A 20,996-nucleotide genomic window follows, 5' to 3' on the forward strand; every position below is an offset into this window, starting at 1 on the left:
AACGTCTGAGGAAATATTTGGAAAAAGCAGGAGAGGTTTTAGGAGGTGAAGCTGAGGCAAGTTCAATAAAACCACTAAATAATGAATAAACATCTATTCTTCTTTATAACATTGGCTTTAAGCTTTAATTGCTATGCCCAAATTTCCTATGAAAGAGGATATTTCATTGAAAACAGCGGAAAAAAAGTTGATTGTTTTATCGAAAATGTTGATTGGAAAAATAATCCTACTGAATTCAAATATAAGTTATCCGAAAGTTCGGAATCTATAAAAGTAGGGATAACAACGGTGAAAGAATTCAGTATTCAAAATTATTCGAAACATATACGTGCCAATGTTAAAATTGATAGGTCTTCCAGTAACTTAAATCAGTTGAGCTCCACTAGAAATCCCATTTTTAAAGAAGAAACGCTCTTTTTAAAAATTCTAGTTGAGGGAACTTCCAATTTGTACTATTATGAAGACGGTAATCTAATCAGGTATTTTTACGGCAAGGACGGTCAACAAAATATAGAACAACTCATTTTCAAATATTATCTAAAAGACAATAACATCCGTGGAGAAAACAATTCGTTTAGACAACAGTTATTAAACAATTTGGAATGCACTGCTATAACACCTAAGGGTATTGAAAAAACCAAGTATAGCAAAGAAAATTTAATCCGTCTATTTATTCAATACAACCAGTGTATGGGTTCTGAGTCGTTTAATTACCAAGAAATGCAGAAAAGAACCTTATTCAGTCTAAGTGTTCGGCCTGGATTGAATGTTTCTTCGTTAAATGTTACCAACCAGGTAAATACTTTTAGAAACGTAGATTTTGGAAATAGATTAGGATTTAGGTTTGGGGTAGAGGGAGAATTTTTTCTGCCTTTTAATAAAAGTAAATGGTCCATTATTGTTGAGCCTACCTACCAACAATTCAAGGCTGAACAAGAATCTCCCGATAGCATGGTGGACTATAAATCAATTGAAATACCCTTGGGAATAAGGCATTATTTTTTTCTTAGTGAAAGTTCAAAGCTTTTTATTAATGGCTCATATATTTTGGACAACGTTCTAGATTCCAAAATTTCCTACTCAAGCGCTGATGTGGAAATTACAAAATCCACCAACTTGGGATTTGGACTCGGGTATAAGAAAAATGACAAATATAGTTTGGAGCTAAGATACCATACGAGTAGAAATTTGTTGGGCAGTTTTGCTTTTTACGACTCTGACTTCAATACCATATCAATGATATTTGGATATTCCTTGTTCTAAAAAACATGTGATAACAATTGTAATAATTGCTTACGTCTGTGCTTAACCAAAAAGCGGTAATTTAAAACCAGTAACGTACGGTTAGTCTAGACCGTTACCAGTAATTCCAGTAAAATGAAACCAGAAGAATTTATAAAAGCTTATGAAATCGCTTTAGGAACCCAAAATTGGAAAAATATTGAACCGCTAATTTCTAAATCTATAAGCGTAACTTTCTCGAACGGAACTGTTCATTTTGGAAAAAACAATGTAAAGACTGCATTTGAAAACAATTTTAGTAAAATAAAAAATGAAGAATATAAAATTGATAATGTAAGATGGTTGAGTAGGGAAGAAAATTTTGCTGTTTTTTTATTCGACTTTTTTTGGACTGGAATTGTAAACAACAAATCTGTTTCTGGTAATGGGATTGGAACTTCTGTTTTAATAAATGAAGATGACAAATGGAAGTTGTTGACTGAACATTTAGGCAAAAAATCGGATTGAATTTAATAAAAACTACAGGCAACAATGGCCATAATTCATCCCAAGACTAAGGGCAAAATCATAGCAGACACCCATGCTATACCTTCTGGCAAATGGAATTAAATATTGAAAGAAAAAAATGAGCCTATGACCCAAAAATCCAACAAGGCTTTATGCCTGGACCATCTGGAAAAATATGCGGAAAAGGACTTGGATGGTATCAAAGAGATGTTTTCGGAAAACATTGTATTAAGAGACTGGAAAATTCGGGTTGAAGGAAAGGAGAAAGCAATCGATGAAACTCGGAAAAACTTCAGGGCGGCAGATTCCATAGCCATTGATGTACTTTCGGTTTATGAAAATAAGGATACCGTGGCCGCCGAGCTTAAAATTACCGTCAACACTACGGAAGAACTTTATGTGGTCGATGTCATAACCTTTGATACCCATCAAAAAATAAAATCAATCCGAGCATACTTGGGTAGAGGTGATCATTAAACATATAACTTAACAATGACGGTGGTTCATCCCAAATGGAAATGAAGGAATGAAAAAGTGGTGGAGACCGTTGGCAGCAATTTGAATGAAAGAGCAACTAATCAAATCAATTTCAAAGTATATTAAATTAAGTTCCGAAGAAGAAAATTTAATCGAAACGTTTTGGACTGAAAAAATACTTGAAAAAGGGGATTATCTATTGAGAAACGGGGAAACTTGTAGAACGGATAATTTTGTTGTTAAAGGAACATTGAAAGCTTTTTACATAAACCCTGAAACAGGAAAGGAAGAAATCCTATACTTTGCAATTGAAAATTGGTGGGCAACAGATATTGAAAGTTTTCAAAAACAAAAGCCTTCGATTTATAATATTCAAGCGATTGAGAAGACCACATTGCTACAAATCCGCTACGACTCTTTTCAAGAAATGTTAGCGAAAATCCCAAAACTTGAGCGCTTTTTTAGAATCATCCTCGAAAATTATCTTGGAAGTTTACAGAGGAGAATAATCTTAAATAACATTCTTGATGCAGAACAACGGTATTTGGATTTTTTGAAAAATTACCCGAAAATTTCTGAGAAAGTACCAAATTATCTTATTGCATCTTATCTGGGAATTACCGCCGAATTTTTGAGCAGAATACGTAAAAAAATCAAAGCGTCTTAAACTACATCAATTTTTTTCACTTTCCCAATTCAGAACTTTGTCTCATAATCAAAATTTAGGAATATGAACAAAGTATTAATCATCAACGCAAGTGTAAGAAATGAAAAATCGCACAGTAGAAAACTAACGCAACTTTTTGAGGACAATTGGAAAAAGAAAAATCCTAACGACAAATTTACTCATCGGGAAGTTGGATTGGAGGAAATTCCGCCCATAAATGAAAAATGGATTGCAAGCGCATTCATCAAACCAAGTGAAAGAACAAAAGAAAACCAGTCGGGTGTTGAGTTTAGCAATGAATTAGTTAAAGAATTCAAGGAACATAATATTTATGTTTTGGGAACACCAATGTACAATTGGTCAATTCCCAGTGGACTAAAATCTTATATCGACCAACTTATGAGAATTAACGAAACTTGGAAATTCCGTTCAGGCGAGCCAGATGGAGATTATGTTGGAATTCTTGAAAACAAAAAAATGTTCATTCTGTCAAGTCGTGGAGACACAGGTTATCGGGAAAACGAGAAAAACGAACATATGAATTTCCAAACAACATACTTGAAATTCGTTTTCGGGATTATGGGAATAAAAGACATTTCTATAATTTCATTGGACAATGAAGAGTTTGGTGGAGAAATATTTGAGAATTCTAAAAAAGAAATCTATCAAAGGATTGAACAGATTTAAAATACTGTTGCCAACAATGTATATAAAAAATAGCGGTTTAGGCACTAATCTGAATCGTTTTTGCTTTTAAATAAGTATATTATTTTCCGAAAAGTAAGCGTTTTTAATCCGCTACTTTTCATATACTAAACCGTTGTATGCCATATAAAAATAGAAATGATTGGAAATAAAATTAAAGGCTTAGGAGAAATAGTTCTGCGAGTAAATGATATGGAATCCATGAAAAATTTCTATAGTAAAACTATTGGATTTGAATTAATGTATGAATCCGATAACTATACTTTTTTCAAAATTGCAGATGGTGTTGGTGGCCATACCCAAACCTTGGCATTATTTGCAAAGAATAACACAACTGCCTTTGGAGAAGAGTTAAAAGCTATACAACAAAAGAATACTACATTACATCATTTCGCTCTCGAAATTGAAAAATTAGACTATGAGGAAATGCTGATTTTATGTAAAAAAAGTAACATAGCGTATGTAACTGAGATATTTGAATGGGTTAAATGGAAATCCATATTTATCAAAGATCCAGAATCGAATATTGTTGAATTTGTTTGTTATGATCCAGAAATTAAAACTACACACAACAACACCTAAACTGCATAAAACGCAGTTTAGCCAAACCGTTTGCTTTAATTTCAATTTGTCAACCCACTAGTTGACATTTTTTATTTTTTGTCAACTTATAGGGTTAGGGAACGCTGCGTAGATTCCAATGCAGTTTTGCAGCATATGATAAATGTGGGACACTTGTGGGAGGGGGTGCGCTGTCCACCATTTCACCTGATTTATGTGGTAGTCCATCTGATGATCTAAAAAAAGCGCTTGAAGGGTTTGAGGTGACCTACTATGTATTTGGCGTAGGTTTATAAAGCAGCTGATGGCTATTTGGCACCAATTCGTACAAAATATTTTGTTCGAATTAAGCAATAATCCCATATTAGTACTACTTAATCAACATTAAATGATACGAATCATCTACAGCTGGAAAGTTGCACCAGAACACATGGAATCTTTTATAAAAACCTGGAAAAGAACCACGAACAAAATTCATGAGGAGGTTAAAGGAGCGCAAGGTAGCTTTATGCTTCAAGGAGAAGCGGACAGCAGCCAAATAAAAACCATTGCCAAATGGGATTCGCTGGAGGATTGGCAGCAGTTTTGGAACGAAAGCAAGCCAACACAAATGCAATCCATGCATGATTTGGGCGAACGGATCTCCGTGGAAATTTTTAAGGAAGTGGACGACTTTACAAGGTAACCAATGGACAAATTAATAATGCTGGATACAACGGTCATTTAAATTCAGTTATGTCTACATTTCAGAGACCTTGGCGTTGTTTTGCATTTGGACTATATTAGAGCATGGGTAATTCGGCAGGCTGGATTTGGGCTACTTTGACTTTGCTGTTTTTGCCCTTTATCTATGGAAATCGATTATTCTGTAATGAAACATAATCCCGTATCTGTCCCTTATAACGACATCTTGTGAAAGTTAAACTTGAAACGGAAAGATTGTTGATATCCCCTATTTCCCTAGCGGATTTAGGGAAAATCCACGAATTGCATTCCCTAGCTGAAACGGACAAGTTCAACACGCTGGGAATTCCAGAAAACATAGAGGGAACCGAGCAAATCGTAAAGGATTGGATTGCAAAAAACAACATTGCGGAAAGCAAACATTTCACGCTTAAAATAGAATCGGTGGCAAACAGGGAATTCATAGGTTTGATAGCCATAAACTTAGGCCCTCCGAAATTTAGAATTGCAGAAGTATGGTATAAATTACATTCCGATTTCTGGAAGCAGGGTTATGCCACGGAGTCCTTGCACAGACTTTTGGAATTTGGATTTAACGAACTTCAATTGCATCGAATTGAGGCCGGATGTGCCGTTGAGAACCTGGGAAGTATTCGGGTGCTGGAAAAAGTTGGAATGACCAGGGAGGGTAGAAAACGACAGGTGTTACCCTTAAAACAGGGCTGGTCCGATAATTTTCATTTTGCCATTTTGGCAACCGATTTTAAAACCAAACACTAGGAAATACAGCTGAACAATGAATTATCAGACTTATCAGCCGCGCCCTGAATTGGAGGCCTTGATCAACTTTTATTGGACCTTGGAAGTCCCCTTTGATGCCAAGAACCAAAAGCAAAAAATAATTCCCGATGGTTTTATCGAAATGACATTCAATTTTGGAAATCCTATCAAACGATACATCTCCGATAGCGAATTTGTCCTACACCCTCGCGCCATGGTCATGGGACAAAGAACCAAATCCTACTACATTGAACCCGTAGGTGATGTTGACACTTTTGCCATCTGTTTCTATCCCTATGGTTTTGCAAACTTTGTGAACACTCCCCTTAAAAGTTTGGTGGACAAGGAAACCCCACTGGAATCTCTTTTTGGACAAAAACCCGCTAAGGAATTGGAAGAAAAAATGGTTCAAGCTACGAATACACAACAAAGGATAGCCATTATTGAAGCGTTTCTTTTAAAGAAACTTAGCAATCCATCTACAATAGATCAAATTGTAAGAACAACCATAGATGTTCTTTTAGCATCTAAGGGAAGTCCTTCCATAGGCAGAATCCTAAAAGACGATCTATCCAAACGAAGGCAATTGGAAAGGAAATTCGCAAAACAAATAGGTATCTCTCCCAAACAACTGGGTAAGGTAATTCGGTTGCAAAGTGCCCTGAACATGTTGTTGAATAAGGAGGAAGACAATTTGACCACCATTGCTTACGCAAATGAATACTTTGACCAAGCTCATTTTATCAAAGATTTTAAAGAGTTCACGGGAATTAATCCTTCGGCATTCTTAGGGAACGAGAACATGGCCCTTTCCACTCTTTTCTACAAATAAATCTGGCTGTCGCATTTTTACAATTTCCTCTTTTCTAAGGGATTTAGTTTAGTCCAAACAAAAGAATCCTACAACATGAAAAGAACAATTCTTAAGCTCTCCATGATAACATTGGCAATGGTCATTTACTCCTGCAATGGCAAAACAAAACCAGAATTGGAAAAACAACAAACAGATGCAACACAAAGCAAAAATGTAAACGATATGAAAAGTTATGTTTCAATTTTTGAGATTCCGGCCACAGACATTTCCCGGGCCATCAATTTCTATGAAAATATTCTGAATATAAAAATTGAAAAATTCGAGATGCCAGATATGGAAATGGGCATTTTACCCTATGAGGAGCAACTGGTCACCGGGGTCATTACCAAAGGAGAAGGATTTCAACCATCAGCGGATGGGACAACTATCTACCTCAACGGGGGTGATAACCTCCAACCCATTCTTAACAAAGTTCAGGAAAGCGGGGGCCAGATCCTGGTTCCCAAAACACCACATGCAGATGAGATGGGATTTTTCGCTTTGTTCCTTGACTCGGAAGGCAATAAAATGGGGTTACATTCTCCAAACTAGGTCTTGAAAAGCACTTTCGCAATTGCGTATCTAAACCATAAGGGTTCGGGGTTAAACTCGAACCTTTTTTGTATTTAAAGAGGTATATTGCTATGTAAAAGTGCCCGATTTTCCCTGTAATGGTTTGCACCCATTGTCTAAAGCAGTGGTATGCCATTACAAACAATATTGCCAAAGTGCACATAAAGACTATTTCATGACCGAAAAAGAGAAAATGCTGGCTGGAGATTACTACAATTCCAGGGATTCGGAATTGATTCAAATGTATCACAGGGCCAGAAGATTGCTAAAGAAATACAATAACCTCGATTCAGAATTAATTGAAGAAAGAGAGCGAATTTTAGGTGAGCTGTTTGGATTCAAAGGAAGTGGTGTTTGGATCGAAGCACCATTTTTTTGTGATTATGGAGAAAACATTTCCATTGGAGAAAACACCTTTGTGAATACCAATTGTATGTTTTTGGACAACAATAAGATTACAATTGGCAAAAACGGGTTGATAGCGCCCTTTGTGCAAATCTATACCGCCAATCACCCCTTAAAAGCTTCGGATCGCATTCTGCAAGATGGACAATCATCACGTTACCTGACTTCCACCCAACCTGTGACCATTGGGGATAATGTTTGGATCGGGGGCAACACGATAATTTTTCCCGGGATTACCATCGGTAATAACGTGACCATTGGTGCAGGGAGTGTGGTGACCAAAAACGTTCCAGATAACGTTTTAGCGTTTGGGAATCCATGCGAAATAAAGAAAGAACTCTAATGGCTTTGAGGTACAATCTGTTTCCAAGTCCATGCTATTGGGATTACAACACAACTCGTTGACTTTATGATGCAAATTTCTAATCCATTCACCTCTTCATGATAAAATTTACCAAGGAAGTTTTCAATCATTTTTTTAGTGGCAACACCTTTCAAAAAGGAGCTGCTTTGGCCTATTATGCAGTTTTTTCCATGTTGCCCATGATTATGATCATTATTTCCATTTTGGGACTTTTGTTTGGCAAACAAGCTGTTTCAGGAGAAATATATGGGCAACTCAACGGCATTTTGGGCGCAGAGGCTTCAACGCAAATTGAGGACATCATTAAAAATCATCACACTCAACACAATGGTATTGTAACCTCTATTATCGGGTTTGTCACCTTGGGCTTAAGCGCTTCGGGAATGTTTAGCCAAATCCACAACGCTTTCAATAGTCTATGGAATATTAAGGCAAAGCCTAAAAGCAGTGTTATTAACTATTTGTCCAAGCATACTGTTTCCTTTCTTATTTTGATTGTAATGTTCTTTCTTATTTTGACCAGCACGGCCATCAATAGTTTTTTGGTAAAACACGGGAATAACTTGCCCAGTGATTACCGATTTACATACCTCTATGAGCATATAGCCTCCTTTGTGGTACTCACTTTGGTTTTTGCCATAATGTTCAAATTTTTGGGAGATGCCCAGATCCATTGGAAAGCAGCAGTATTTGGCGGGGCATTTACCGCTTTACTTTTTATTTTCGGAAAAATAGGCATTGGAATGTATATAGGTCACAGCCATGTGTCATCAACCTTTGGTTCTGCAAGTGTTTTGGCCTTATTGATGCTTTGGGTATATTATACATCGCAACTTATCTTTCTTGGGGCTAGTTTTGTTAAAATCATCAGCAATCGATTGGGATACGAAATCTTGCCAAATGCCAACGCTGTAAGGGTAGAACATGTGGAAGTTGCTGACTAGCTGTTAAAATTTAATGATGAACAATTATTATCAAACCCAAGAATCCGTTCAAGAATACATTCGCTTAGCCAAAGATGTCAATGGTAGGTCATTGATTGAAAAGCTTAGTAATGTACTACCTTTAAATTCGAAAATACTGGAAATCGGTTCGGGACCAGGATTAGATTGGAGAATTTTGAATGAATCCTATCAAATCACAGGTTCAGATAACTCAGACCAGTTTCTAAAACACCTTAAAGCTGAAAATCCCACCGGAGAGTTTCTGGATTTGGACGCCAAAACTTTAAAAACAAACCAAAAGTTTGATGGTATCTACTCCAACAAAGTGTTGCATCATTTGAAGGATGATGCATTGTCAGAGTCCATAAATCGACAACATGCCATTTTGAATTCCAAGGGTATAATCTGCCATTCATTTTGGAAAGGGGAAGGTTCGGAAATTTTCAAAGGGCTTTTTGTAAATTATCATACCAAAGTAGCCCTTGAGCAACTATTCCGACCCCATTTTGAGATTTTATTGTTGGAAACGTACAAGGAATTTGAGGAAGGGGATTCCTTTTTGCTCATTGGCAAGAAAAAATAGAATAGCAGGATGAAAAATTTGGAACTATTGACGTGGGCTTCTTTAGCAGTTCTTTTAATTACTGCTTGCAGTTCCAAAGAACAGCACCCAAAAAAACCCAACATCCTTTTGATTTGTGTTGATGATCTTCGACCTGACCTTAAAAGCTTTGGAGCAGAACACATCATTTCCCCTAATATAGATCAATTGGCACGTAGCGGAATGTCTTTTTATAGGCATTACGTCAACGCCCCAAGTTGCGGACCATCCCGATATACCCTCTTAACCGGTCAATATGGAAGAGCGGACAATTATGCGCTTTTTCATCGAGCGGAAAATTGGGCAATAGACAAGGAAAGTGTTTCTCCCAGTATGCCAGAATGGTTTAGGATTAACGGCTATACAACGGTTTCTGTCGGCAAAGTTTCCCATCATCCTGGTGGAAGGGGCGGAAAAGATTGGAACGATTCTTCCAAAGTGGAAATACCAAATGCATGGGACAAACATTTGATGCCTGCTTCCGAATGGATACATCCCAGAGGTGCCATGCATGGCTTGGCTTATGGGGAAATCCGAAAAAATGCCACAGAGATGGATGTATTTCAAAGTGGAGAGGGCAATGATGAAATCTACCCTGATGGTGCCATAGCCAATGAAGCTTTGAAACAATTGCGAGAACTTTCCAACACCAATGAGAAGCCTTTTTTTCTTGCTGTCGGTTTTCTGAAGCCCCATCTCCCGTTTGGAGCACCAAAATCTTATTTAGAGCCCTATGTTAGCATCAAAATCCCACGCCCGGAACATTCGCAAAAACCTGCAGGGAAAACCACATGGCATGGTTCCGGCGAGTTCATGAAGTATAACCGCTGGGATAAAGATCCAAACGAGGATCAAACCTTTGCTGAGGAAGTACGAAGACATTATGCGGCTTGTATCAGCTATGTGGATGCACAAATTGGTAAAGTGCTACAAGAACTAAAGAAGACTGGAGCGGACAAAAATACCATCGTGGTGCTTTGGGGAGATCACGGTTGGCATTTGGGTGAACATGCCATCTGGGGAAAACACAGCTTGTTTGAAGAATCGTTACGCGCCCCTTTGATCGTTCATTATCCGGGAATGGACAACGCCAATGCCAATACAAAGGCCATAGTTGAGACCATCGACATTTTTCCCACACTTTGCGAATTAACCGGCGTTGAAACGCCCTCATTTGTACAGGGAACCTCCTTAAAACCAATTTTGGAAGATTCTAGGACACCAGGGCACCCGGCTGTTGCATATACCAACAATGCCATGACTCTTAGGACCAATACCCACCGCTTCACCCTGCATAATGATGGTTATACCGAACTGTATGATCATACTACCAAAGCCGCTGAATCCCAAAATAGGGCAATGGAAAATCCTGGCCTTGTGGATGAACTGAAAAAAACCTTGGAAGCCAGGCTTCCAGAAAAACATAAAATCGTACAATGAACAAGGGATATCTAAGATTTAAATTCTAGCAATTGGTCGGTACATCCCTGGAAAACGGATTCATATGATGCACTTTAGAAAAATACTAGTTGCGCAATTGCTATTGAGCATGGTACTTTGCTTTGTTCCAAATCTTTCGCAAAGTCAGGAGAAACAAAACCAACCCCCAAATATTGTATTTTGCCTTGCTGATGATTGGGGATGGCCGCATGCAGGAGCCTATGGCGATCAAGCGGTTAAAACACCAAATTTTGATAGGATTGCTCAGGAAGGGATTCTTTTCAACAATGTGTATGTTACCAGCCCTTCCTGCACCCCAAGTAGGAATGCTTTCATAACCGGAAAGTATCATTGGGAACTTGGACCGGGGGCAAATCTCTGGAGCACACTACCAACAGAACACCAAAGTTTTATTCATTTGTTGGCCAGCAAAGGGTATACCACAGGGCGAACCAAGGCGAAAACTTGGGGACCCGGAAATCTGGAGGAATGGATTTCACATCATAAATCCCATCCAGCCAACCAGGCCTATGAAACTTTTGGGGACTTTCTGGAAACTACCTCAAAAGGAGCCTCATTCTTCTTTTGGCTAGGAACTTCTGACCCCCACAGAAACTATAAGAAAGGTTCAGGGAAGGAAAGTGGTATTGATGTTTCAAAAGTTCATCTCTTTGAGCATTATCCCAAATCGGATGTGGTGCGCAACGATGTAGCTGACTACTATTTTGAAGTTCAGCGATGGGATAGCCTAGTAGGTTCTGTCATAAGCCAACTGGAAGAACAAGATCTATTGGAAAACACCATTATCATCATGACCGGCGACCACGGAATGCCTTTCCCTCGATGCAAGGGTAATCTTTACGACTCAGGGGTTCGCGTTCCCTTTGCAGTGCGCTGGGGGAAAGAAATCAAAGCCAAAAGACGGGTTGACGATTTTGTTTCCTTTGCAGATATAGCACCTACCCTACTTGAAATTGCCGATGTGGACATTCCCAAGGAAATGACAGGTGAAAGCTTTGTGAATCTCTTGAAGTCCACAAAGTCAGGAACCATTGATGCTCCCAACCGGACTGATATTGTTTTTGGTCGTGAGAGACATGTTCCAGCCCAAGAAAAACTAAATATGGGTGGTTATCCCTCCCGCGGGTACAAAAATGATCGATTCCTGTACATTCGCAATTACCAAAAAGATTGGTGGCCTGCGGGAACCGGAGAATTGGGAAACACCAACCTACCCAACCAATGGTATGCAGATTGTGATGGCGGCCCCACCAAAGATTACATTATTGAAAACAAGGATAAGGATGAAACACATCAAAAGGCATACGAGCTTTGTTTTGCCAAAAGGTCTGAAGAAGAACTTTATGATCTGAAAAAAGACCCTGATCAGGTTAACAATATTGCTGCTAAAGTAGAATATGCCGATGTTTTAAACCAAATGAGGTTGAAACTTCAAGAAAAATTGACTTCCCTTAATGACCCAAGGGCTAAAAACCCCAATTTTGATGGCTTTGACCATTATCCCTATTTGGGCGGAGGTGGTGGTAAAAAACCAACTAAATCAAAATAAAACAAAGTCCTTTATTTGATTGTACAAACCATGTTTGATACATTGCCATAAACTTGCCAAGCTTTCAAGAATATGACTGAGGTTCTTCCCGCTACATCAAAACAAGATTTCAACACTATTGCCCATTTGGCCCATATCATTTGGACCGAACATTATACTCCAATAATTGGGGAACAACAGGTCAGTTATATGTTGGATACATTTCAGTCCGCACAAGCCATGGAAGATCAAGTAAAAGACGGATATAACTACTATCTGTTGCAGCATGAAAATACCCCGGTGGGCTACTTTTCCTTCAATCAAAAAGATACCTTCCTATTCTTAAGCAAATTATATGTTTTGAGTTCTGAACGGGGTAAGGGGATTGGTAGAAAGGCGATCGAATTTATTGAGGATCAAGCCAATAAATTGGGAAAGAACAAAATACGATTGACCGTTAACAAGTACAATAGTAATTCCATTGCAGCCTATGAAAAAATAGGTTTTGTCAATATTGATTCCATTGTCCAAGATATTGGCAATGGTTTTATCATGGATGATTATGTTTTGGAACGGAAGCTAGATTAATAAAGTAATTTAATACCATTTGTCATGAAAATTTCGGCTAAAGTTTCAAATAGTTTGAATCATCACGAAGTGTGGTTGGATACAAACGGCACAGTATCCCAGCTTAATATTCCTAGTCGTCCAACCGGTTTTGGGTCATCAGCAAATGGAGGTGAACTTTTGTTTCTATCACTCGCTACCTGTTTCTGCAACGACCTTTATCGTGAAGCCGCAAAAAAAGACATCACGCTAAGCAAAGTAGAAGTAGAAGCATCTGGCGAGTTTACCGCCGAGGGGGAACCTGGCTTTAATCTTACCTACGAAGTCGCTATTGAAGGAGATGCTCCCAAATCTGTTCTGGACACCCTTATAGCCCACACGGATAAGGTTGCCGAAATACACAACACATTGCGCAAGGGGGTTTCCGTTACTCTGACTTCAAAATAGTTAGGGGTTTCTATCCATAAAACCTTGGAATCGGCCTGGTGTCAGCACTTCCCAAATGGAAGCCACCGTCCATCCAACAGACATATGTGCATTGAGATATCCCTTGCCATTGGCTCCATAGTCCCAGACCGTGTGTTGGATAATCTCAGGCATGTATCCCTTTTTACCAACACCTACCATATGTCCTTCATAAGGCAACATTTGGTCCTTGATGGAGGAAGTAATTACTTCAGACATTTCAGCAAACCGCTTTTCCTGGGTTTCTTCGGACAGCCAATTTAGTACATGTGGAAAGTCAAAGGCCCAAACATCGATATGGTTATTTTCAGTGGACACATTTCCCCATCCTCGTGTTTTAAGCTCCGCTTCCTTAAGCAGACTGCCCTCCGCAAAAGGAACGTCGTAAAGGTAATACCAACTCAATCCAAAATACGCGGCTTTTTGCGCTAAAGCCACATACTTTTTGCGCATATCCTCCTGTGCGGTCAATGCCAAATGGTAAAATGATACAGCCGCAATGGCCGCAGCTTCCTTATCCTCGCAGTTAGCATCCAAGGTAGAAGAAAAGTAGTCGGCTTGATCTATAATATATTTTTCAGAATAGTTCCCTGCTTTTACCGCTACTTCTAAAAATTTAGGCTCCTTAAAGTATCGAGCTGCCATGATCATAGGTGTAATAATACTCTGTGTACTACCCCTGGAATCATCCAATACGGCAAAAGAGGTATCAAATTTTCTTGGAAAACCTCCTTCATCATCCTGCAATTTTGCAAATTGGTGCATAAGATTCTCTATGGTTTCCTCAAGTTTGGGATGCTCCATGCCATGTTGCTTGTCAAAATCCAGCAAAAACAATATATTTTTAAGCCCCTCACTCTGCTTTCTAAGCGTATATACATCCTCTGCATTTTCGCCATATACCAACTCCCGAATCAAGCCAGTATCCGTAAAACCATTGGCGTAGTAGGAGTCCAAGACTTTTCGGGCCAAAGCTTTGTGCTCATCATTGTTTTGCTCATAACCATATTCCAATAAATTGTAGGCATTAGCAAATGTCTTGCCGCAAAAACCTACGGAGAGTACTCCTGTGTTCTCGCAAGTTTGTGTATCAAACCAAAGTCCCGCAAATCCTTTCAAATCTTTGGTTTCCGCATAGCTTTCATAAAAGTAATTGCTAAGGATTTCCTTGATTTCAGCATCCGTCTTCTTATGTGCCACAGGACGCGGAAGGTGTCTGTCATACGCTTGTTCCCACGTTTGGGTCACCAAGGCCGTAAAATCTGCTGCGTTTCCATGGCTCACCTTCCAACTTACCGTAAGGGTTTCCCCTTTTTCCAAAGAATAAAAAGCCTTCCACTGGGGATTCAATTTCAATTTAGATTGATAGGATTTTGGTACTTCAGTAAATGGGAAATTGGCGGCCAATTGCATATGATCTTCTCCCATTTTGCCAATTCCCAGACTCCCAATATCCGTTCTAATGCTAATTTTTCCTCCTGTAGAATCTGGTGTTTCTTCCCTCACCAAATCATCCATACGTTCCAATTTAATCCATTGTTGCAGCTCTGGATTGAATGCAATTGCAGCCGGAGTACTCATGCGGTCCTCCCTAAAGGACCAATAGTCAGCGGTTTTAAAGGAAGGGGCAGTCTCCGGGGATCGCATGTTCCGTTTGTACCAAAAGCCGGGCAATAAAAACTCAGCCTTCTGGAAAGAACTATTGGTTACGGACCAAGTTTTATGAAGGTTGATATCCAAATCTTTTTCGGCACTTATGGTATATGCATATAACAAACCACCGTCTAAAGTTGGAGTTACTTTTTTAATTACCGTAATATCCTGCTTGGAAGCCTCTCCCCTGTCTTCCACATAGATTTCAGTTTCAGCTCCTTCCTCATTCAAAACAGAAATTTCCAAGGGATGTTCTTGAATATATTCCGGAAGCTTGGGGCTGTTATCAGCACAAGCAATTAAACAAATCGCACTTCCCACCAAAATGGTGAGTCTGATCATAAAATGCATAGGATTCTGTATTTGGATCAACAAGAAATTAAATTCAAAATAATTCTACCTGCAAAAATCGACGGAGGGCATCCCTGAACGGATTAATGCTCCGGTATACACCTAACCGTTCCGGGTTCCAACTTCTCCCTCCAGGGGTTTATGGCATTGGACTTAAATTATCCCAAAGCTTTCTAAATCCTATCCCTTACTTTTCCTAAAAAGCCTACTTTTGGACAAAATTTATGGTATTGAGGCAACTAGTTTTTTTCATTTTGATCCTGATGGCATTCCCTGTTTTGGGTCAGGAGCAACCTGAACAGGCAGAAGGAAGGCAAATCAATATTGTTTACGGAGCCAATTTCACCAAGGACGAGGAAAATTTCCCCGGAGCGTCCATTTTTAGCAAAGATGATGAAAGACAGGTACAGTTTGAGCACCAAGGTGCCGACCTATGGTGTGATGTAGCCATTTTTTACAACCAAGAGAACCGCCTAAAAGCCATTGGAAACATCCGTTTACAACAAGGGGATTCCATTGAAATGAATAGTGGAAAAATGGACTATGATGGCAATACCAAACTCGCCAAGGCCTGGGAAAATGTGGATCTTACCGATGGTAAAATGACCCTGACCACAGACACACTTTATTTTGATAGGGAAAACCAGCTCTCCTACTATCGCTCTGGTGGTAAGGTAGTGGATTCGGCAAATGTGCTCACTAGTATCATCGGAAATTACTTCATGAAACTCAAGAAAGTGCAGTTTCGGAAAAATGTGCATATAGACAATCCAGAATACATTATTGATTCCGAACAACTGGATTACTACCGCCTTTCCAAAAACGCTTATATGTACGGCCCCTCCACTATAGTTGGCGAAGAGTACAAAATCTACTGTGAGCGAGGATTTTATGATACCACAATAGAGCGGGGTTACGGCGTAAAAAATACGAGGATAGATTACAACGACCGTATCATTGAAGGTGATAGTGTCTATTTTGACAAAACCAGCTCCTTTGCTTCCGCCACGAACAATATCAAGGTGACAGACACGGTAAACAATGGGGTCATAAAAGCCCATTATGCCGAAGTATTCAAGGAAAAAGACTCCGTCTTTGCCACCAAGCGTGCGGTGGCTATTAATTTGGTTCAGCAAGACTCATTATATATTCATGGCGACACCCTCATGGTAACCGGGAAGCCAGAGTCCCGCATTGTGAGAGCATTTAGAAATGCGAAATTCTACAAAACGGATTTAAGCGGAAAATGCGATTCCATCCATTCCGAGGAAAAAACAGGTATTACCCAGTTGATCACCAATCCCATTCTTTGGAACCTGGAGAATCAAATTACTGGAGACAGCATCCACCTAATTTCTGATTTGGAAACAGAGAAACTGGATTCGCTCAAAGTGCTTGAAAATGCCTTTATCATTTCTGCGGACACCATAGGAAAAAAAGGGTACAATCAGGCAAAAGGCAAAAACCTCCTTGGCAAGTTCATAGAAAATGAGCTCAAAATTATCGACTTGATACAAAACACCGAAGTCATCTATTACATGTACAATGATGACGACGAACTCATCGGAATTGACAAGACCATCTGCAGCAAGATCAGGTTGCTTATGGCCAATAGCGATATTGAGGACATTACGTTTTTCGTAAACCCTGACGGGGATATCTTTCCGGAAACCGATTTACCAGAAGAAAGCAGAAAATTAAAAGGTTTTGTTTGGCGGGGGGATGAACGCATTCTTTCCAAGGATGACATTTTTGACGAAGACGATAACAATGTTGAATTGGTTAAAATACGAGGCATTGACAATCCAGTGGACATTGATACCGAGGAACAAGAACGGAGCGGAAACCTACCTCTGGACACCGACCAAAAACCCAATGCAACCGCAACCAAGCCCAAAAAGACCAAAGTCACCAACAGTAATTGATAATTGCTCATTGTCAATTGTTAATTACCCACTGATAATTGTTCATTGAACTAAGGTGAAAGAAGACTTTTTAAAATATCAGGCGCAGACCACTCCCCATCCGTTAGGATTGCAGGTTTCCCATGCCAAAGGCAGTTATATCTATGATCAGGAAGGTTTGCCTCATTTAGATTTTGTGGCCGGGGTTTCAGCTTGTAGTTTAGGGCATTGCCACCCAAAAGTGGTGGACGCGGTAAAAAACCAGTCTGAAAAATACATGCATGTGATGGTCTACGGGGAATATGTGCAACAGCCAGCCGTTGATTACACTAAACTTTTAGCCTCTCATTTACCCAAAAACTTAGAATCTACATATCTGGTAAATTCGGGAACAGAAGCCATCGAAGGAGCCATTAAATTGGCGCGAAGGTTCACGGGAAGAACCCAGATTATCTCGGCCAATAAGGCCTACCATGGCAACACCATGGGCAGTTTGAGTTTGATGGGTTACGAAGAACGAAAAAGTGCATTTAGACCCCTGATTCCCGATGTTTCCTTTATCCAATTCAATGCCATCCAAGATTTGGAAAAAATCACCAATAAAACCGCTGCGGTAGTATTGGAAACCATTCAAGGAGGAGCAGGTTTCATCATGCCACAAAACGATTATTTGTCCAAGGTTCGGAAGCGATGCAACGAAGTTGGTGCCTTGTTGATTTTGGACGAGATTCAACCGGGATTTGGAAGAACAGGAAAACTCTTTGCATTTGAGCATTTTAACTGTGTCCCGGATATTTTGGTCGTTGGCAAGGGAATGGCATCTGGTCTCCCCGTGGGCGCCTTTGTTTCCTCCAAAAAGATTATGGATTCCCTGCAAGAGCGTCCAAAATTGGGGCATATCACCACTTTTGGCGGAAATCCGGTCATAGCGGCTGCCAGCTTGGCAACCTTAAAGGAAATCACTGAAAATCAGCTTATTGAACAAACCCTAGTAAAAGAAAAGATCCTTCGATCCCGTTTGGTACATCCTTTGATTAATGAAATACGGGGGAAGGGTTTAATGCTCGCCCTGGTACTAAAAAACAAGGAAATTGCTAATTATCTGGTGCTGACTGCGGCCAAACAGAGATTGATCCTGTTTTGGCTGCTCTTTGAGCCCAAAGCGGTCAGGATATCTCCACCACTAACCATTTCGGAAGAAGAAATTGTTGAAGGATGCGACCAAATCATTAGCATTTTAGACGCTTTTAAGCCTACTGCTGTTAACTAATTTGTTGATAACATCCCCCAAAATCGGACTTTTTGATAGCTCCAAAGGGCTAATTTTAAGTCCATAGTTAAACCAAATACGTTACTATGGCGTTAGATTCTAACGAATTTCCGGAAAAATCCATCAGTAAATTTGAGTCCATGCTCAAAACAGATGATGTGTATTTTTTTGATGCAGAGGACTTCGAGGAAATCATTCACCATTACCTGAACAACGGCAAAATCTCCCTAGGAAAAAAGGCTATCCAAATTGGTTTGGAGCAGCATCCCAACTCCTTGGAGCTTAAATTGCTTCGGGTAGAGGTATTGGTTTTTGAGGACAAATACGAAGTAGCGGAACGTTTGTTGGACGAACTTCAGACCATAGATGCCCATAACGAAGAAATCTTTATTCAAAGGGCCAATATTCAATCCAAACAGGACAATCACCAAGAAGCTGTAAATCTGCTTTTGGAAGCCCTGCACCTTACCGACGAGAACTTTGACATCCATTCCCTTTTAGGCATGGAATACCTTTTTATGGACGATTATGAGAAGGCCAAGCGAAGTTTTATGAAATGCGTGGAGTTTGATGACGCCGATTATTCATCGCTGTATAACGTGGTTTACTGCTATGAGTTTTTGGAAGATTTTGATGGGGCCATTCATTTTCTCAACCAGTATTTGGAGCGCAATCCCTATAGTGAAGTCGCCTGGCACCAGCTGGGAAAAATCTACTTCAGCAAGGAAATGTATAACGAGGCCTTGACCTCCTTTGACTTTGCCATTATTTCTGATGATTCTTTTATTGGCGCTTATTTTGAAAAAGCCAAGGTGCTGGAAAAGTTGGGCAGATACAACGAGGCCATTGAAAATTACGAAACCACTATTTCTATAGAAGACCCAACTTCCCATGCGTACTTACGTATTGGGCGTTGCCATGAAAAATTGGGAAACAACGATTTGGCCAAATATTATTATTACAACACCGTACATGAGGATCCCTTGTTGGATAAGGGCTGGTTGGCCATCACGGACTTTCATAGCAAACTGGAAAACTATGAACGGGCATTGTACTACATCAACAAGGCCATCAATATTGATGGGGAAAACCCGATTTATTGGAAAAAAAGCGCAAAGATTTATCTAGCACTCAACAACTTTGATGAAGCCGATTTTGCTTATAAACAAGCTGTTGATTTGGGAAATTACGAGTTGGACACTTGGTTAAATTGGGCAGAAGTGCTCAGAAAAGTTGGGGATTTTGGATCATCCATCCAGGTACTCGTGCAAGGTTTGGAATTTTATCCTGAAAATGCCGAATTGGTTTATAAACTGGCAGGCGTGTACTTAAAGAACAACGAGGTGTTGAACGCCAAGGAAAAACTGGCCCAAGCCATGCATATGGATATTGAAAAATTGCAACTTTTTGAAGAGGAATTCCCTGAATTCCAGAAAGTGGCCTGGCTGCGCAACCTAGTTTCCGAGATTAAAAAAACATCCACCTAAATTAGGGCATTCCCTACTTCATCATTTCATGAAAGCACGCAAATTAATTGATTATGTGTTGATTACACTAAAGGGTATGGCCATGGGTGCCGCTGATGCGGTTCCTGGAGTTTCTGGTGGAACCATTGCTCTGGTCTCTGGAATTTACGAAGAGCTAGTGCAAACCATTGGTAACATCAATCTTGGATTGATCAAACTATTGTTTCAAGGAAAATTCAAAGAGTTCTGGTCAAAAGCCAACGGGAATTTTATATTGGCGTTGGGAGCCGGCGTATTGATCAGTTACGTTTCCTTTATGAAATTGGCCAAATATCTTCTGGAGCACCATCCCATCTTAATTTGGTCATTTTTCTTAGGATTAATAGTGGCAAGTATTTGGTATTTGGGCAAACAGATTCCCAAATGGAATTTGGCAATGATCCTATTTCTAATTTTGGGAATTGGCTTGGGATATTACCTGACCACATTGCCCAGTGCAGAGGTGAATGACAACCAAGTCTACTTTTTTGTTTGCGCCGCTATAGCCATATGTGCCATGATCTTGCCAGGTATTTCAGGGACTTTTATATTAATCCTTTTGGGCGCTTACACCACCTTAAGTACCGCCATTGCCGATGTGGATGTTAAGAAGTTGTTGGTTTTTGTTTCAGGGGCGGTAATTGGGCTCCTTAGTTTCTCCAAAGTCCTAAAGTGGTTGTTGAGCAAGTACAAATTCCAGACATTTGCCGTGCTTACGGGTTTAATTGTTGGTTCCATAAACCAGGTGTGGCCTTGGAAAAAGGTATTGGAGACCAAGACCTTCGGCGATAAAACTGTTGTTGTGGACGACGTAAATGTTTGGCCATCAGCCTTTGAAGGGAATAGCCAGCTATTACCTGCCATTATCCTAGCCATTGTTGGTTTTTCGCTTATTTTTATCCTGGAAAGAACAGCTTCCAAAAAATAAG

At 39.7% G+C, this 20,996-nt stretch carries 22 protein-coding genes; 21 read left to right on the top strand and 1 reads right to left on the bottom strand.

Annotated elements, in window-relative coordinates:
- Positions 1-81 precede the first annotated feature (81 nt).
- The 17 genes from FGG15_RS06115 (at position 82) to FGG15_RS06195 (ending at position 13,366) form a co-directional block, all read left to right on the top strand.
- The gene (locus FGG15_RS06115; protein ID WP_138834270.1) at positions 82-1,263 is read left to right on the top strand and encodes a porin family protein; all 1,182 of its coding nucleotides are present in this window, start codon (positions 82-84) and stop codon (positions 1,261-1,263) included.
- Positions 1,264-1,377: 114 nt separating this feature from the next.
- Complete coding sequence (locus tag FGG15_RS06120) at positions 1,378-1,749, top strand: nuclear transport factor 2 family protein (protein ID WP_138834273.1); 372 nt, start codon at positions 1,378-1,380, stop codon at positions 1,747-1,749.
- Between the two features lie 126 nt (positions 1,750-1,875).
- The gene (locus tag FGG15_RS06125) at positions 1,876-2,226 is read left to right on the top strand and encodes a nuclear transport factor 2 family protein (RefSeq protein WP_138834275.1); all 351 of its coding nucleotides are present in this window, start codon (positions 1,876-1,878) and stop codon (positions 2,224-2,226) included.
- An 85-nt stretch (positions 2,227-2,311) separates the two neighbouring features.
- The gene (locus FGG15_RS06130) at positions 2,312-2,893 is read left to right on the top strand and encodes a Crp/Fnr family transcriptional regulator (protein ID WP_138834277.1); all 582 of its coding nucleotides are present in this window, start codon (positions 2,312-2,314) and stop codon (positions 2,891-2,893) included.
- 63 nt (positions 2,894-2,956) lie between these two features.
- Positions 2,957-3,580 carry an FMN-dependent NADH-azoreductase gene (locus FGG15_RS06135; protein WP_138834279.1) on the top strand — a complete coding sequence of 208 codons (624 nt, stop codon included), beginning with the start codon at positions 2,957-2,959 and terminating at the stop codon, positions 3,578-3,580.
- A 156-nt stretch (positions 3,581-3,736) separates the two neighbouring features.
- Entirely contained in the window at positions 3,737-4,180 is a 444-nt protein-coding gene (locus FGG15_RS06140; RefSeq protein WP_138834281.1) for a VOC family protein, read from the top strand.
- A gap of 367 nt (positions 4,181-4,547) precedes the next feature.
- On the top strand, positions 4,548-4,844 hold the full coding sequence (locus tag FGG15_RS06145) for an antibiotic biosynthesis monooxygenase family protein (protein WP_138834283.1): 297 nt from the start codon (positions 4,548-4,550) through the stop codon (positions 4,842-4,844).
- 227 nt (positions 4,845-5,071) lie between these two features.
- On the top strand, positions 5,072-5,623 hold the full coding sequence (locus FGG15_RS06150; protein WP_138834285.1) for a GNAT family N-acetyltransferase: 552 nt from the start codon (positions 5,072-5,074) through the stop codon (positions 5,621-5,623).
- A gap of 16 nt (positions 5,624-5,639) precedes the next feature.
- Complete coding sequence (locus tag FGG15_RS06155) at positions 5,640-6,455, top strand: AraC family transcriptional regulator (RefSeq protein ID WP_138834287.1); 816 nt, start codon at positions 5,640-5,642, stop codon at positions 6,453-6,455.
- A 75-nt stretch (positions 6,456-6,530) separates the two neighbouring features.
- Complete coding sequence (locus FGG15_RS06160) at positions 6,531-7,028, top strand: VOC family protein (RefSeq protein ID WP_202619526.1); 498 nt, start codon at positions 6,531-6,533, stop codon at positions 7,026-7,028.
- A gap of 196 nt (positions 7,029-7,224) precedes the next feature.
- The gene (locus tag FGG15_RS06165) at positions 7,225-7,797 is read left to right on the top strand and encodes a sugar O-acetyltransferase (protein WP_138834290.1); all 573 of its coding nucleotides are present in this window, start codon (positions 7,225-7,227) and stop codon (positions 7,795-7,797) included.
- Positions 7,798-7,895: 98 nt separating this feature from the next.
- Complete coding sequence (locus FGG15_RS06170; protein ID WP_138834293.1) at positions 7,896-8,762, top strand: YihY/virulence factor BrkB family protein; 867 nt, start codon at positions 7,896-7,898, stop codon at positions 8,760-8,762.
- 13 nt (positions 8,763-8,775) lie between these two features.
- Complete coding sequence (locus FGG15_RS06175; RefSeq protein WP_138834294.1) at positions 8,776-9,345, top strand: class I SAM-dependent methyltransferase; 570 nt, start codon at positions 8,776-8,778, stop codon at positions 9,343-9,345.
- A gap of 9 nt (positions 9,346-9,354) precedes the next feature.
- Positions 9,355-10,803 (top strand): sulfatase, encoded by a 1,449-nt coding sequence (locus tag FGG15_RS06180; RefSeq protein ID WP_138834296.1) that lies wholly within the window; start codon positions 9,355-9,357, stop codon positions 10,801-10,803.
- Positions 10,804-10,867: 64 nt separating this feature from the next.
- Positions 10,868-12,373 carry a sulfatase family protein gene (locus tag FGG15_RS06185; RefSeq protein WP_202619527.1) on the top strand — a complete coding sequence of 502 codons (1,506 nt, stop codon included), beginning with the start codon at positions 10,868-10,870 and terminating at the stop codon, positions 12,371-12,373.
- Positions 12,374-12,445: 72 nt separating this feature from the next.
- The gene (locus FGG15_RS06190; RefSeq protein ID WP_138834299.1) at positions 12,446-12,940 is read left to right on the top strand and encodes a GNAT family N-acetyltransferase; all 495 of its coding nucleotides are present in this window, start codon (positions 12,446-12,448) and stop codon (positions 12,938-12,940) included.
- A 24-nt stretch (positions 12,941-12,964) separates the two neighbouring features.
- Positions 12,965-13,366, top strand: a complete 402-nt coding sequence (locus FGG15_RS06195; protein ID WP_138834301.1) for an OsmC family protein — start codon at positions 12,965-12,967, stop codon at positions 13,364-13,366.
- On the opposite strand, the gene FGG15_RS06200 is transcribed toward FGG15_RS06195, so the two are convergent.
- Entirely contained in the window at positions 13,367-15,379 is a 2,013-nt protein-coding gene (locus FGG15_RS06200) for a hypothetical protein (protein ID WP_237561756.1), read from the bottom strand. It abuts the gene before it with no gap.
- Between the two features lie 233 nt (positions 15,380-15,612).
- On the opposite strand from FGG15_RS06200, the gene FGG15_RS06205 reads away from it, so the two are divergent.
- The 4 genes from FGG15_RS06205 to FGG15_RS06220 all read left to right on the top strand — a co-directional run bounded on the left by FGG15_RS06205 (position 15,613) and on the right by FGG15_RS06220 (position 20,995).
- Positions 15,613-17,313, top strand: coding sequence for an OstA-like protein (locus FGG15_RS06205; protein ID WP_138834305.1), 1,701 nt, complete (start codon positions 15,613-15,615; stop codon positions 17,311-17,313).
- Between the two features lie 55 nt (positions 17,314-17,368).
- On the top strand, positions 17,369-18,562 hold the full coding sequence (locus FGG15_RS06210; protein ID WP_138834307.1) for an aspartate aminotransferase family protein: 1,194 nt from the start codon (positions 17,369-17,371) through the stop codon (positions 18,560-18,562).
- Between the two features lie 86 nt (positions 18,563-18,648).
- Positions 18,649-20,049, top strand: coding sequence for a tetratricopeptide repeat protein (locus FGG15_RS06215; protein WP_138834309.1), 1,401 nt, complete (start codon positions 18,649-18,651; stop codon positions 20,047-20,049).
- A gap of 28 nt (positions 20,050-20,077) precedes the next feature.
- The gene (locus tag FGG15_RS06220; protein WP_138834311.1) at positions 20,078-20,995 is read left to right on the top strand and encodes a DUF368 domain-containing protein; all 918 of its coding nucleotides are present in this window, start codon (positions 20,078-20,080) and stop codon (positions 20,993-20,995) included.
- Position 20,996 lies beyond the last annotated feature (1 nt).

The organism is Flagellimonas algicola (assembly GCF_005937185.1).
Taxonomy (GTDB): Bacteria; Bacteroidota; Bacteroidia; order Flavobacteriales; family Flavobacteriaceae; genus Flagellimonas; species Flagellimonas algicola.

Coding starts and splice junctions, on each gene's coding strand:
- FGG15_RS06180 (WP_138834296.1), top strand. CDS start 9,355: ATGAAAAATTTGGAACTATTGACGTGGGCTTCTTTAGCAGTTCTTTTA.
- FGG15_RS06130 (WP_138834277.1), top strand. CDS start 2,312: ATGAAAGAGCAACTAATCAAATCAATTTCAAAGTATATTAAATTAAGT.
- FGG15_RS06200 (WP_237561756.1), bottom strand. CDS start 15,379: ATGATCAGACTCACCATTTTGGTGGGAAGTGCGATTTGTTTAATTGCT.
- FGG15_RS06135 (WP_138834279.1), top strand. CDS start 2,957: ATGAACAAAGTATTAATCATCAACGCAAGTGTAAGAAATGAAAAATCG.
- FGG15_RS06120 (WP_138834273.1), top strand. CDS start 1,378: ATGAAACCAGAAGAATTTATAAAAGCTTATGAAATCGCTTTAGGAACC.
- FGG15_RS06215 (WP_138834309.1), top strand. CDS start 18,649: ATGGCGTTAGATTCTAACGAATTTCCGGAAAAATCCATCAGTAAATTT.
- FGG15_RS06220 (WP_138834311.1), top strand. CDS start 20,078: ATGAAAGCACGCAAATTAATTGATTATGTGTTGATTACACTAAAGGGT.
- FGG15_RS06145 (WP_138834283.1), top strand. CDS start 4,548: ATGATACGAATCATCTACAGCTGGAAAGTTGCACCAGAACACATGGAA.
- FGG15_RS06140 (WP_138834281.1), top strand. CDS start 3,737: ATGATTGGAAATAAAATTAAAGGCTTAGGAGAAATAGTTCTGCGAGTA.
- FGG15_RS06125 (WP_138834275.1), top strand. CDS start 1,876: ATGACCCAAAAATCCAACAAGGCTTTATGCCTGGACCATCTGGAAAAA.
- FGG15_RS06160 (WP_202619526.1), top strand. CDS start 6,531: ATGAAAAGAACAATTCTTAAGCTCTCCATGATAACATTGGCAATGGTC.
- FGG15_RS06185 (WP_202619527.1), top strand. CDS start 10,868: ATGATGCACTTTAGAAAAATACTAGTTGCGCAATTGCTATTGAGCATG.
- FGG15_RS06115 (WP_138834270.1), top strand. CDS start 82: ATGAATAAACATCTATTCTTCTTTATAACATTGGCTTTAAGCTTTAAT.
- FGG15_RS06165 (WP_138834290.1), top strand. CDS start 7,225: ATGACCGAAAAAGAGAAAATGCTGGCTGGAGATTACTACAATTCCAGG.
- FGG15_RS06205 (WP_138834305.1), top strand. CDS start 15,613: ATGGTATTGAGGCAACTAGTTTTTTTCATTTTGATCCTGATGGCATTC.
- FGG15_RS06155 (WP_138834287.1), top strand. CDS start 5,640: ATGAATTATCAGACTTATCAGCCGCGCCCTGAATTGGAGGCCTTGATC.
- FGG15_RS06195 (WP_138834301.1), top strand. CDS start 12,965: ATGAAAATTTCGGCTAAAGTTTCAAATAGTTTGAATCATCACGAAGTG.
- FGG15_RS06170 (WP_138834293.1), top strand. CDS start 7,896: ATGATAAAATTTACCAAGGAAGTTTTCAATCATTTTTTTAGTGGCAAC.
- FGG15_RS06190 (WP_138834299.1), top strand. CDS start 12,446: ATGACTGAGGTTCTTCCCGCTACATCAAAACAAGATTTCAACACTATT.
- FGG15_RS06175 (WP_138834294.1), top strand. CDS start 8,776: ATGATGAACAATTATTATCAAACCCAAGAATCCGTTCAAGAATACATT.